At 55.2% G+C, this 12,480-nt stretch carries 13 protein-coding genes; 7 read left to right on the forward strand and 6 right to left on the reverse strand.

Features of this window, described 5'->3' with window-relative positions; all coding sequences use genetic code 11:
• Window positions 1–473 precede the first annotated feature (473 nt).
• The 4 genes from tomB to HV157_RS09075 all read left to right on the forward strand — a co-directional run bounded on the left by tomB (window position 474) and on the right by HV157_RS09075 (window position 2,440).
• Window positions 474–848 carry an Hha toxicity modulator TomB gene (gene tomB, locus HV157_RS09060; RefSeq protein ID WP_020885187.1) on the forward strand — a complete coding sequence of 125 codons (375 nt, stop codon included), beginning with the start codon at window positions 474–476 and terminating at the stop codon, window positions 846–848.
• Window positions 849–875: 27 nt separating this feature from the next.
• The gene (locus HV157_RS09065) at window positions 876–1,094 is read left to right on the forward strand and encodes an HHA domain-containing protein (protein ID WP_014168902.1); all 219 of its coding nucleotides are present in this window, start codon (window positions 876–878) and stop codon (window positions 1,092–1,094) included.
• Window positions 1,095–1,303: 209 nt separating this feature from the next.
• Window positions 1,304–1,855, forward strand: coding sequence for a maltose O-acetyltransferase (maa, locus tag HV157_RS09070; RefSeq protein WP_020885188.1), 552 nt, complete (start codon window positions 1,304–1,306; stop codon window positions 1,853–1,855).
• Between the two features lie 117 nt (window positions 1,856–1,972).
• Window positions 1,973–2,440, forward strand: a complete 468-nt coding sequence (locus HV157_RS09075; protein ID WP_032677533.1) for a YlaC family protein — start codon at window positions 1,973–1,975, stop codon at window positions 2,438–2,440.
• Here the strand turns inward: HV157_RS09075 and HV157_RS09080 are convergent.
• A complete protein-coding gene (locus tag HV157_RS09080) occupies window positions 2,412–3,872 on the reverse strand; it encodes a PLP-dependent aminotransferase family protein (protein WP_040016798.1) in 1,461 nt (486 codons plus the stop codon). The two genes, HV157_RS09075 and HV157_RS09080, sit on opposite strands and share 29 nt — an antisense overlap.
• A 100-nt stretch (window positions 3,873–3,972) precedes the next feature.
• On the opposite strand from HV157_RS09080, the gene HV157_RS09085 reads away from it, so the two are divergent.
• On the forward strand, window positions 3,973–4,683 hold the full coding sequence (locus HV157_RS09085; protein WP_014168897.1) for a GNAT family protein: 711 nt from the start codon (window positions 3,973–3,975) through the stop codon (window positions 4,681–4,683).
• Here the strand turns inward: HV157_RS09085 and ykgO are convergent.
• On the reverse strand, window positions 4,680–4,820 hold the full coding sequence (gene ykgO / locus HV157_RS09090; protein ID WP_003859006.1) for a type B 50S ribosomal protein L36: 141 nt from the start codon (window positions 4,818–4,820) through the stop codon (window positions 4,680–4,682). The two genes, HV157_RS09085 and ykgO, sit on opposite strands and share 4 nt — an antisense overlap.
• Before the next feature lie 2 nt (window positions 4,821–4,822).
• The gene (locus tag HV157_RS09095) at window positions 4,823–5,083 is read right to left on the reverse strand and encodes a type B 50S ribosomal protein L31 (protein ID WP_010428154.1); all 261 of its coding nucleotides are present in this window, start codon (window positions 5,081–5,083) and stop codon (window positions 4,823–4,825) included.
• A gap of 208 nt (window positions 5,084–5,291) precedes the next feature.
• On the opposite strand from HV157_RS09095, the gene HV157_RS09100 reads away from it, so the two are divergent.
• On the forward strand, window positions 5,292–6,857 hold the full coding sequence (locus tag HV157_RS09100; RefSeq protein WP_040016796.1) for an EAL domain-containing protein: 1,566 nt from the start codon (window positions 5,292–5,294) through the stop codon (window positions 6,855–6,857).
• Here the strand turns inward: HV157_RS09100 and HV157_RS09105 are convergent.
• Window positions 6,850–7,122 carry a metal/formaldehyde-sensitive transcriptional repressor gene (locus HV157_RS09105; protein ID WP_020885193.1) on the reverse strand — a complete coding sequence of 91 codons (273 nt, stop codon included), beginning with the start codon at window positions 7,120–7,122 and terminating at the stop codon, window positions 6,850–6,852. The two genes, HV157_RS09100 and HV157_RS09105, sit on opposite strands and share 8 nt — an antisense overlap.
• A 134-nt stretch (window positions 7,123–7,256) precedes the next feature.
• On the opposite strand from HV157_RS09105, the gene HV157_RS09110 reads away from it, so the two are divergent.
• Entirely contained in the window at window positions 7,257–8,120 is an 864-nt protein-coding gene (locus HV157_RS09110) for a nickel/cobalt efflux protein RcnA (RefSeq protein WP_182268256.1), read from the forward strand.
• Window positions 8,121–8,153: 33 nt separating this feature from the next.
• Here the strand turns inward: HV157_RS09110 and HV157_RS09115 are convergent, their stop codons facing one another.
• On the reverse strand, window positions 8,154–11,246 hold the full coding sequence (locus tag HV157_RS09115) for a beta-galactosidase (protein WP_182268255.1): 3,093 nt from the start codon (window positions 11,244–11,246) through the stop codon (window positions 8,154–8,156).
• 103 nt (window positions 11,247–11,349) lie between these two features.
• Window positions 11,350–12,420 carry a LacI family DNA-binding transcriptional regulator gene (locus tag HV157_RS09120; RefSeq protein ID WP_040016793.1) on the reverse strand — a complete coding sequence of 357 codons (1,071 nt, stop codon included), beginning with the start codon at window positions 12,418–12,420 and terminating at the stop codon, window positions 11,350–11,352.
• Between the last annotated feature and the right edge of the window lie 60 nt (window positions 12,421–12,480).

A 12,480-nucleotide genomic window follows, 5' to 3' on the forward strand; every position in this document is an offset into this window, starting at 1 on the left:
TTTTTCTTTTTCAGAAAAAAATCATAAAATAGGCTTATTGTGCTTCTATTTATTTCCTGCCGCCTACAATGACATATCATAATTAAGTGATAACGTAATCGCTGAATTCAGGATTTTTTTAATTTCATTTCCCTGCTTAAGTGATTAGGAATATTCCTAACCATATCTTCAGACAAAGAGAACTCCGGATTTGGACATCTTAGGATTGTTTACGCTAAGCCAATGAAACGTAAGGGAGCGAAAAAAGTTCCGCGTTAATCTGGATAAAAATGTTTAGCGCTGAAGGCACATTTGCGTAAAGGCTCGCAGTCAGTGCTTTTATTTGTAATTTTTCGTAATAGCGCGGTGAAATCTTGATCAGAGTGGATTATAGTTAGAGTTATCAGGAACACAGCACCCGTGCGGCTAAGTATGTTGTATCCATCCCGACATGATGTTCGGTGAGTAAGAAATCACTCAGAAGGGGATGCGCTATGGACGAGTACTCGCCAAAAAGGCATGATATCGCGCAGTTGAAATTTCTCTGCGAATCCTTGTACCATGACTGCCTTGCCAATCTTGATGAAAGTAACCATGGCTGGGTAAACGACCCAACGTCTGCCATCAATTTACAGTTAAACGAGTTGATCGAGCATATTGCAACCTTCGCACTTAATTATAAAATTAAGTACAATGAAGATAATAAGCTGATTGAGCAAATTGATGAATACCTGGATGACACCTTTATGTTGTTCAGCAGCTACGGCATTAATGCGCAAGATTTGCAGAAATGGCGTAAATCGGGCAACCGACTATTTCGTTGCTTCATCAACGTGAGCAGAGCTAACCCCGTTAGTCTTTCCTGTTAAAATTATTACAATTAGTAAGGTAAATTTATGTCTGAAAAACCACTCACAAAAATCGATTATTTGATGCGTTTGCGACGCTGTCAGTCAATAGACACGCTTGAACGTGTAATTGAAAAGAATAAATACGAGCTTTCTGATAATGAACTGGCGGTATTTTATTCAGCGGCTGACCACCGTCTTGCAGAACTGACCATGAATAAGCTGTATGACAAAATCCCAACGTCCGTGTGGAGATTTGTCCGTTAATCTTTGAAGTGTGTCTGTAGAGGTTCTACGCCACTTTCTCAGCTGTATTCAACTTTCTGGTTATACCCTCCTGCCCCAGTGCAGGTCTCCGTGTAAAACGTGCTCATCCGCAATATTATTGTGATTATAGTCACAGTGGTTTTCCGGGAACGTTCCCCTGCCATCCTGTTCCGATTACCCTACGGTAAAGACGACCAGTGAGGTTCCCAATGAGCATAGAAAAGCAGAAGATGATTGCAGGTGAACATTACCGCCCTGGTGATGAAACATTACGGGCCGACCGATTACGCGCCCGACACCTGGTTCACCGTTATAACCACACGGCACCTGATGAGAAACTCGAACGCCAGAACATTCTGGCGGAACTCCTCGGGCAAAGCGAAGGGGCCTATATTGAGCCGAGCTTCCGCTGTGACTATGGATATAACATTTATCTGGGCAAAGAATTTTACGCCAATTTCGATTGCGTGATGCTGGATGTCTGCCCGATACATATTGGCGACAACTGCATGCTCGCGCCAGGGGTGCATATTTACACGGCAACCCATCCGCTGGACGCCGACGCGCGTAATAGCGGCGTGGAGTTTGGCAAGCCGGTGACCATCGGCAACAACGTCTGGATTGGCGGACGTGCGGTTATTAACCCGGGCGTTACGTTGGGTGATAATGTGGTGGTGGCCTCCGGCGCTATCGTAACGAAAGACGTCCCGGCGAATGTCGTCGTCGGCGGCAATCCGGCAACAATCATTAAACGGCTGTAAAGTGACGGGGAGTCAACTGTTATGGTCTTTTAGCGCCTGACTGTTACTTTTTTCAGCCAAATGGCTCCCCTAAAATTGGCAGACATCCTGTATTGTCAATTCTCATAAAGGCAAAAAATGACCGAGATACAGCGCCTGCTTACTGCCACCATCGACGATCTTAATCACCGCGAAAAGCGCGACAATCGCCCGCGCTTTAGCATCAGCTTTATTCGCAAACACCCTGGACTGTTTGTCGCAATGTATGCCGCCTGGCTGGCGACACTGATTGTGATGCTGAAGTCCGAAACTCTGGTGGACTCCGTCTGGCTGCTTGTCATTCTGTTTGTGGTGTTTAACGCCTTTTTCTTTTTTGACGTTAATCCCCGCTACCGCTACGAAGATATCGACGTCCTTGATTTCCGGGTTTGCTATAACGGTGAATGGTATAACACGCGTTACGTGCCGCCGGAGCTGATCGAAAGCATCATGCACTCCCCCGCGGTTGAAACAGTGCAAAAAGAGAAGCTGCAGAAGATGGTATCCACCAAAGGTCAGCTCTCTTTTTATGATGTCTTTACCCTTTCCCGTCCTGCTGCTGCGTGATTAAAGCCTGTATGCGTCGGATACCCGACACAAACTGAGAAGCAGAGGTATTGCCGTAACCTAACACCAGACCGGTTTGCCCCTGCTTCGGCTCCAGGTAATACCCGCTCAGTGCAGCGGGTGCCAGCTGAAACGTCCTCGCCTGCGCGACCACTTTCTGGTCGTCGATGCCGTCTATTGCCAGCGTCAGATGCATCCCCCCTTCACCCGCCAGAATGCGATGCGGAGTATGAAGCTCAGCACTCAGCACCTCACGCAGCTGTCGGTAGCGCTTACGGTAGAGCCGGCGCATGGCGGCAAGGTGGCGGGCATAATGTCCTTCCTCAATAAACAGCGCCAGGGTTCGCTGTTCGGCGCGATGCCCGCCACGCAGCAGCGCGCCAATGGCCGGACGGGCCGCTTTTGCCAGCGCCGGGGGTAACACCATGAACCCCATTCTCAGCGACGGAAAGAGGGTTTTGCTGAAGGTACCAAGATAGACAACCGGCGCATTGTTGACCATTCCCAGCATTGCGGGCACGGGCTCACCGGAATAACGAAACTCGCTGTCGTAATCATCTTCAATAATCCAGGCGTTATGCTGCCGGGCCAGATCCAGCAGCGCCAGGCGTCGCCGCGCGCTGAGCACGCTTCCGTACGGAAACTGGTGCGAAGGTGAGGTGAAAATAAGCGCAGGGGACGGCGTATCCAGCCCTTCCCAGAACATGCCTTCGTCATCAACCGGCATCCCCGTCATGACTAAGCCCGCTTTGGCAAAGGCGCTTTTAGCCCCGCCATAGCCAGGATCTTCCACCCACGCGACGCTGCCGGGTTCGCTCAGCAGCAACGTGCAAAGGTTTACCCCCTCAAGCGCGCCTTCGGTCATCACTATCTGACTGGCATCGCAGTCAATGCCGCGCGAAAGGGCAAGGTGGCGGGCAATGGCCGCCCGCAGCGACGGCTCCCCGGCAGGATCACCATACCCTAACAGCGCGCTGCCCTCTTCGCGCAGAACCCGGTCGTACAAGCGCCGCCACAGCGGCAGGGGAAAGTAGTTGATGGCCGGTGTTCCCGGCGTAAATGCCGGAACCGGGGTATCACGCGGCACCGCCGCAGGCAGCGAGGCGACCCGGCTGCCGAGCGCGACGGCAGAGTCCGGCAATGCCTGAACGAGCGTACGCTGCGCCAGCTGCGCCACCCGCGTCCCCTGGCGGTTACGCAGCAGATACCCTTCGAGCGTCAGCTGTTCCAGCGCCGCATTGACGGTATTCCGTGAAAGCGAGAGCTGCTGAGCCAGCATTCGCGAACCGGGAAGCCGACTCCCGGCGTGTAGCCGGCCGCACAGTATCGCCTCACGCAATGCATGATACAGTGCACGCTGTAGCGTCTCTTCCCCCCGCGCTTTCAACGCGGCATTCAGCAAAGTATAAAATTCATCGCCCGGTATGTTCATCTCGCCTCCCGTGGTACCACCAAAACATATCTGAGTGGCACTTTTTAAGGAACCAGTAATTCACTAGTCTGGCGTTCTTATCAACGTCACGGACAGTAAAATGAAAACATTCAACGAGTTTGGACAGCCAGTAGGCGAGGCGCTTATCGACTGGCAACCCCGCCAGCACCCTTCACGTGTGGTGCTTCAGGGCCACTATTGTCGCCTTGAGCCGCTGCGGGTGGAGCACGCTGAGGCGTTGTTCAGCGCGTATTCTCTGGCCGAAGATACCCGCAGCTGGACGTGGCTGCTGCGTGAGCCGGATGCCAGCGCAGAGGCGTTTGCAGGATGGGTAGAGAGCGTGCGTGACTTATCCGATCCGATTCACTTTAGCGTTATCGACAACCAGACCCAGTCTCCGGTCGGCACGCTGGCTCTGATGCGGATCGATCCAACCAACGGCGTTGTGGAGGTGGGACATGTTCATTTCTCCCCGCTGCTCAGCCGCACGCCGATGTCGACGGAAGCGCAATATCTGCTGATGCGATACGTGTTCGACACCCTTGGGTATCGTCGATACGAGTGGAAGTGCAACAGCCTGAACGCGCCTTCGCGCAAGGCGGCACTGCGTCTTGGCTTTCAGTTTGAGGGGCGTTTTCGTCAGGCACTGGTCACGAAAGGTCATAACCGGGATACCGACTGGTTTTCGATTCTCGACAAAGAGTGGCCGGCGCTGGCGAGTGCCTTTGAAGGCTGGCTTGCCACCGACAATTTTACTGCCGATGGCAACCAAAAAAGATCCCTGGAAAGCTGGCGCGAAGCACGCGTCTAGCGTCTTTTCTTACGTCCCTGAACCGCCTTAAAGCGCGGATTGGATTTGCAAATCACGTATAAGCGTCCCTTGCGTTTGACTATCTGGCAATCCGGGTGACGCTGTTTTGCACTGCGCAATGAGTTAAGTACCTGCATGGTTATCCCCGCTTCGCATTAAGAAAGCCGCCGAAACGCTTACGGAAGCGCGCCGCACTGCCATCCGTCGAGAACGTTTTCTGCTTGCCGGTGTAGAACGGGTGCGATTTTGAAGAGACCTCGATGGTGATATACGGATACGTTTCACCGTCGAGTTCAATTTCGCGGTCGGTCTTAATGGTTGAGCCGACTTTAAAGTATTCATTAGCACTGGTGTCGTGGAACACCACGGTGCGATAGGCTGGGTGGATATCTGGTTTCATCGTAAACTCTTCATGTTTTGTTATAACATAACAAAATGATATCTAACCCCTGCTGAAAAAACAACCCCTCTGCCCCGACGATATTTTCTGTTGTGCCGTAAATCATGACCTGCGCGTGCTATAACTTTATCATTTAGCGGTAAAATCTTTCTCCTCTGGCAGGTTTTTCAGCGCCCAGGAGCGGGCATAAGAGGAAGGAGACAGCACCATGAAAACCCGACATCTGGTCAGTCTGGTGACCGGCGTACTTATCATTGCGGTACTGGTTCCGATTAGCCTGAGCATCTGGCTGGCACATCGCCAGGCGGAAGATAAGTTTGTCGATGCGCTGGATAGCTATGCCTCACGCGTGCTGATACGTACCGCCAGGGTGGTGGATGATGCAAAGGAAGCGCTCAATAGCCTGCAGACCTTTAAAGGGATCCCCTGTAGCGTTATGCATTTAAGGGAGATGCGGCGGGTCGCTTTTTCATGGCGTTATGTTCAGGAAGTTATTTATATCAACAATCTTGAGCCCCTTTGCTCGTCCCTGGAACAAACCAGTCAGTCGGCCCCTTTCCCGCCGCCCATGCGAATCACGGAAGATGGTTATGGCGCATGGCTCACCACGCAAAACGATCTCGGTTTTAGCCGCTACATGGCGGTCCTGGGTCGGGGCCACTATCTGGTGCTGCTCGATCCTGCCTCGCTTGTCGATGTGATCCCTTTCGGTGAGATCGCCACAGATGCCGCCCTGGTGGGCAGCAAATCACATCTCATTTTTGCCAGCAGCAGCAATCTCGATCCGCATATCCGCAATCTGGTTAAGGATCAGGGCGTCACCCGTATTCAGTACAACGGCTCGATATACATTATGAAGCCTGTTCCTGAACTGGGGTTTACGGTGGTCGCCTGGGCGGCGTTAAAACCGCTGGCTGAAACCTGGCACCAGCAACTTCTCATCTGGCTGCCGTTTGGCATACTGATAAGCCTGCTTGCCGCACTCTTTGTTTTACGACTGCTGCGTCGCATCCAGTCGCCACGCAACCGCCTGCTTGACGCCATTAACAACCGGGAATTTGTGGTTCATTATCAGCCCATTATTGAACTCTCTAGCGGGAAGATTGTGGGCGCAGAGGCGCTAACCCGCTGGCCCCAGCCTGACGGCAGCAGCCTTTCACCGGATATTTTTGTGCCGCTTGCTGAGCAAACGGGGCTCATCTCGCAGCTGACGCATTTGGTCATTGAAAAGGTATTTGAGGATATGGGCTACTGGCTGCACCTTCACGCCGGTCAGCATATTTCCATTAACCTCGCGCCGGCCGATTTGACCTCGGGAAAACTCCCGCCACTGTTGAGCCACTTAATGAATAAGTGGAAAGTCCATCCGCAACAGATCGCCCTTGAGTTAACCGAGCGCGGCTTTGCCGATCCTAAAATCAGCGCTCCGGCCATCGCCGCCTTTCGTCATTCAGGCCACGCAATCTATATTGATGATTTCGGTACGGGCTATTCCAGCCTGAGCTACCTGCAGGATCTGGATGTCGACACGCTAAAAATTGATAAAGCGTTTGTGGATGCACTGGAATATAAAAACGTGACGCCACACATTATTGAAATGGCGAAATCGCTGAAGCTGGCGATGGTGGCGGAAGGCGTGGAGACCGAAGGGCAACTCGCCTGGCTACGTCGTCACGGCGTTCAGTATGGGCAGGGTTGGTACTACAGCAAGGCGTTGCCGAAAGCGGACTTTATTCTTTGGGCGGAAGATAACCTCAAAACACATCCTACTTAAGGTAGGATTTGATCACCTGTAACACGACGCCAAGATCGGCTTCGCGCTGAGCTTCTTCAGGCTCTTTCACCACATGATCGGTGAGATGACCTTCGATCACCTGCATCATCATGCCGTTTACCGCGCCGCGGATCGCCGCCAGCTGTTGTAACACGTCGGCGCATTCGTGGTCGCTATTGAGCATTTTTTCCAGGGCAGCGCTTTGCCCCTGAATTTTCTTCAGGCGAGTCAATAACATCTTCTTGTCGCGAACCGTATGTGACATCTCTGTCTCCCTCATCGTATGGCTTTTAAAGCATATCATGCTCTACTCCCCCTGAGTATTTTTCTACTGGGGGGTAGTATTAGACTACTGGGGGGGAGTAGTATCTGAACACGCTTTCCACTCCGGAATTTTCCATGAACGATTTTGCTTCACTCCTGCAGCAGGGCAATGCCTGGCTGTTTGTACCCAGCGCTATCCTCCTCGGCGCGCTGCATGGCCTGGAGCCGGGCCACTCCAAAACGATGATGGCCGCGTTTATTGTGGCTATTCGCGGTACGCTGAAACAGGCGGTGTTGCTTGGTCTGGCGGCAACGCTTTCCCATACGGCGGTGGTCTGGATCATTGCCATGGCAGGATTATGGTTTGGCCGGGGCTGGGATGCGCATACGTCTGAGCCCTGGTTCCAGCTGGTCTCGGGGATACTGATCGTGCTGATCGCCCTGTGGATGGCCTGGCGAACCTGGAAGGAGAGTCAGCCACACGATCACCACCATCATCACGATCACCATGACCATCATCATGACCATGACCACCATCATGATCATCACGACCATGACCATGACCATGACCACCATCATGATCATCACGACTATGGGCATCCACTGGTTGAAGAAGAGTGGCAGGACGCCCACCAGCGCGCGCATGCACAGGATATTAACCGCCGCTTCAACGGCCAGAACGTTACCACCGGACAAATTGCACTGTTTGGCCTGACCGGAGGGCTTATCCCCTGCCCGGCCTCAATCACGGTCCTGCTCATCTGCCTGCAGCTGAAGCATTTTGCCCTCGGCGCAACGCTGGTATTCAGCTTCAGTATTGGTCTGGCGTTAACGCTGGTCGCTTCCGGTGCAATTGCCGCCCTGAGCCTTAAGCATGCGACAAAACGCTGGCCGGGTTTCAGCGAGTTTTCACGAAAAGCACCGTGGATCTCCGCCGCCCTGATTACTGTGGTCGGGATTTACATGAGCCTGCACGGCCTGAGCGGTATCCTGGCGTAAGCGAGGCGGCCACTGCTGTGGCCGCCTCTTTGCTCAGTCAGGGTTCTGCTGCCAGCTGAAGGTATAGCGAAGCTGGCGTTTCTGCAGAATAAATTCCGGCGAGACGCTGGGGCTCCACGAGTCATCACCGCCCACGCCCATATGGAACGCGTCCAGGTTAAGCCAACACCCCGGCTCCTCGCGCAACAGATGATGGTGAGTTGTCTCATGCAACTGCCGCTGGCTGTAGCGGCTGACGGAGAAATGGAACAGGCCATTCAGCCGATGCGCGCCCAGCAGCAGTTCACGGGTATCACAGCGCAGACCATTTTCTGTCGGGAAGATGTAAGGCGTGTGCATGGCTTCCAGCGGTAATGTCCAGCGCCCCTGCTGAGCCGCCAGCGTTCTGTCCGGGTAATTTTCATGTGGCCCAAGCCCCAGCCATTGAACCGTTTCCGGCGTTGCGGCAAGGTGAACACTCAGGCCTACGCGTGCCGGTTCCGGGATATCAGACGCAATATCGACCTGAATATCGCCATGCAGAACGCCCCGATCGTCCACCCGCCAGACTTTACGGCTCAGGAACAGCGCTTTACCGCGATACTCCCAGACATGCAGGGTTTTCACCACCGCCTCGGCTGCATGCTGCTCTCCTTCACAGTGCAGTAATCGCGAGGTGAGCTCGTACATGCCTGCCGCTTTCCAGCGCTCCACCCACGCATTCGGATCGATTCGCGTGGCCTCGCTCACGCCAATATCATTGTCCAGCGGTGCGCGGCTAACGTTATCCGTCAGCGGTGAGAGCAGCGTTTCAACGCCATTGCGCCACCATTGCGTCAGGTGTCCTGACGCGCGGTTGAACTGCCAGCGTTGCTGCTGATGTACCAGCTCAAGCACGTCGCCAGTTTGCGTTAACACCGGCGGTACACCTTCTGGCACTGGCGGGGCGATATACAGGGGAGTCGGAACCGGCCACTGCTCCCACGCGCAGCGATGGTTTGCCGGTGACCACGGCGTCGCCCGCGGCTGGTGCACTTCAACGTTCAGCCAGACGTCACCCGCTTCAGGCGCCAGCGCTGGCAGGTTGATGTCCAGACGCTGTGTGCCCTGGGGAGCAATGGAGAGCGTCACGTCCCCCCTGGCCAGCACGTTGCCGTCGCGGACAAGGGTCCAGCGCAGCACCTCGTTATCGGTATGACGGAACAGGTAATCGCTGTGGACTTCAATCACCAGCGGAGACGTACTTACCCGCGTAAAGGTGAAAAACTGCTGAGCGCGCTGGGCTTCATACAGCGCCGGATGCGGTGTGCGATCGGGAAAAACCAGCCCGTTAAGGCAGAACTGGCGGTCATTGGGCGTGTCGCCAAAATCTCCCCCGTAGGCCCAGAACGGTGCGCCATTGTCGTCTTTCCTGGTCAGCGCCTGGTCAACCCAGTCCCAGACAAATCCCCCCTGCAGGCGAGGATGGCGGCGAAACGCCTGCCAGTATTTGGCAAAACCACCGAAGCTGTTCCCCATCGCATGGGCGTATTCACAGAGAATAAGCGGACGCGTTTCATCCGGCATGCCGATCCATTTTTTAACAGACCATTTCGGTACCGCCGGGAAGGGCTGATCCTGATCGACCCGGGCATACATTGGGCAAACGATATCGGTCGCTGCCGTATTCGCTCCACCGCCTTCGTACTGCACCGGACGCGTCGGATCGGTGGTTTTCAGCCAGCGATACAGTGCGTCATGGTTCGCGCCATGGCCGGACTCATTCCCCAGCGACCAGATGATAATCGAAGGATGATTGCGGTCGCGCTGCACCATGCGGGTGACGCGTTCGCTCATGGCAGGGAGCCAGCGCGGATCGTCAGCAAGGCGACTCATCGGCACCATGCCGTGGGTTTCAATATTGGCTTCGTCGACGACATACAAACCATAGCGGTCGCAAAGCGTGTACCACAGCGGATGGTTCGGATAGTGCGAGCAGCGCACGGCGTTGAAGTTATGCTGCTTCATGAGTTCGATATCGCGGCGCATCGTCGCTTCATCCATCACCTGGCCGTTTTCCGGGTGATGCTCATGCCGGTTAACGCCGCGGATCAGCAGGGGTTTACCGTTGAGCTTCAGCAGGCCATTGCTGATCTCTATGCGGCGGAACCCCACATCGCAGGCCTCCGTTTCAAGCACCTCACCCTGCGCGTTCAGAAGGGTCATCGTCAGGCGATAAAGTTCCGGCGTTTCCGCACTCCACAAGGCAGGCGCCTCAACGGGGAGCGTCACCGTTAGCCGCTCGGCCCAGCCGCCGCGCTCATCGACAACGGCAGTGCCCGGCCGCCCGGTGGCACTGGCGCATTTTTCGCCGTTGCGCCACAGGGTAAACGCCACCTCACACTCTGCAAACTGTGCGCCTGCGAGCGCGAGATCCACCTTCAGCACCGCGCGATCCCGCTCCGCATTCAGGTCAATCACAACCTGATAATCGGCTATGTGCGTCTCTGGCTTATGCAGCAGCGACACATCGCGGAAAATCCCGCTCATGCGCCACATGTCCTGATCTTCCAGATAGCTCCCGTCGCACCAGCGCAACACCATGACCGCAATGCGGTTCTGGCCAGGACGCAGTACCGCTGAGAGATCGAATTCGGCGGGCAGTCGGCTGTCCTGTGAATAACCGATCCATTGACCGTTACACCACAGATGAAACGCCGAGTTCACGCCATCGAAGATAATGCGGGTTTGGCCGCTCTGCAGCCAGGCATCATCCATCTCAAATGTGAGCGAGTAACAACCGGTTGGGTTTTCTTGCGGCACAAACGGTGGGTTTACGGGGATCGGATAGGTCACGTTGGTGTAGATGGGCGTGTCGAACCCCTGCATCTGCCAGTTAGAGGGCACGGGCATCAGCACGGCATCGGCGCAATCTTCACTGACCCATACCGAAGGAACCTGCTCTGGTGCGGGAAAGAAGCTAAAACGCCACTCCCCGTTAAGGAAGCGTCGGCTGACGGTTCCCCCGTCTTCTCTGGCGGAGTGTTCGTCACGCCAGCTGTGCAAGGGAGCATGTGCTGCCAGGCGGTTCCACTGGGTGACCCCCGGGTTTTCCCAGTCCCGACGAGCCAGAAGTGCGCTGAGGGTCAGCGATGGAGTGTTGGACATATTAACCTCTTTGCGAAGCGCTCACAATTTTAGCTAACATGCCCTGGCTACCGGGTGCGGTAAAGCGTCGGATCGCGGGGTAGCGAGTCAGATCACAAAAGTCTTACCGGCGAGCAAGTTGCTCAGCCGCTAACGCCAGGCTCCTGAGCTGCTGTGCCAGATCCTCGCGTTCGATCTGCTGCGGATCGTGGCGAGCGGTAGAATGGCGGGTCACCAGCGTCACCGGAAGCTGAACCTGCCAGCATGCGTCACCCTCAACTGGCGCCAGCAGCCACTCCACGCTTCGCTCGCCGGCCTCGCGAAAAGCCTGGCGAATGGTGGTCAGTGGGGGAGAAAACCAGGCGCTGTCTGCCGTATCGTCGAACCCGACAACCGACATCTGGCCCGGGATCGCGGTCCCTTTTTCCGCACAGGCGCGCATCACCCCCAGCGCCATTTGGTCGTTCGCGACCACTATCGCATCCGGGAGTTGCGCGGCAGATAACAGCAAATGTCCTTTCTCATAGCCGCTTGCCGCACTCCAGTCGCCGTGCGCCACCGCGACAGCCTCAAGCCCGGCCTGTGCCAGCGTGGTGTTCCAGCCTGCGAGACGTGCCCGGGCGGAGACAGAGCTTTCCGGTCCGCTCAGCAGCGCTATACGCTCATGCCCCAGCGAAAGCAGATGCTCAATCCCGAGACGAGCACCCTGCTCTGCATTAAACACAAGACTGTTTACCTGAGCCGAGGGCGAGACATCCAGAAACAGCACCGGAATGGGCGATGCGAGGGCTTTTAGCGCTTCAGCATGAGGATCCTCCAGCGGCACATTCACCAGCAGAGCTTCCACACGCTGCGCCAGCAACGCCTGAAGGGCAGACTGGCACTGCTGTGGATGTTCCACCATTGAGATAAGCACGCTCGCCCCCTGCTCAACCGCCCGGGATTTTACCGCCGAAACAATTTGCGAAGGGGCGTGCAGCGCCAGATCGGTAGTAATAAGACCAATCGTACGGGTACGTTTACCCGCCAGCTGTTGTGCCCTGAGATTGGGGACGTAGTGCAGTTCCGCCATCGCCTGCTGCACCTTTTCCCGCGTGCGGGCAGAGACATGCTCCGCGTCGTTAATCACACGGGAAACGGTCTGATAAGAAACCCCCGCAAGGAGGGCGACATCATAGAGAGTGATTGCTTTCATGCATTCTGGCATCGCGTCATTCGAAGGCCACCATTCTGACACAGCGACGCCATGAAAACA

The sequence above is a fragment of the Enterobacter sp. RHBSTW-00318 genome, assembly GCF_014101375.1.
GTDB lineage: Bacteria > Pseudomonadota > Gammaproteobacteria > Enterobacterales > Enterobacteriaceae > Enterobacter > Enterobacter ludwigii.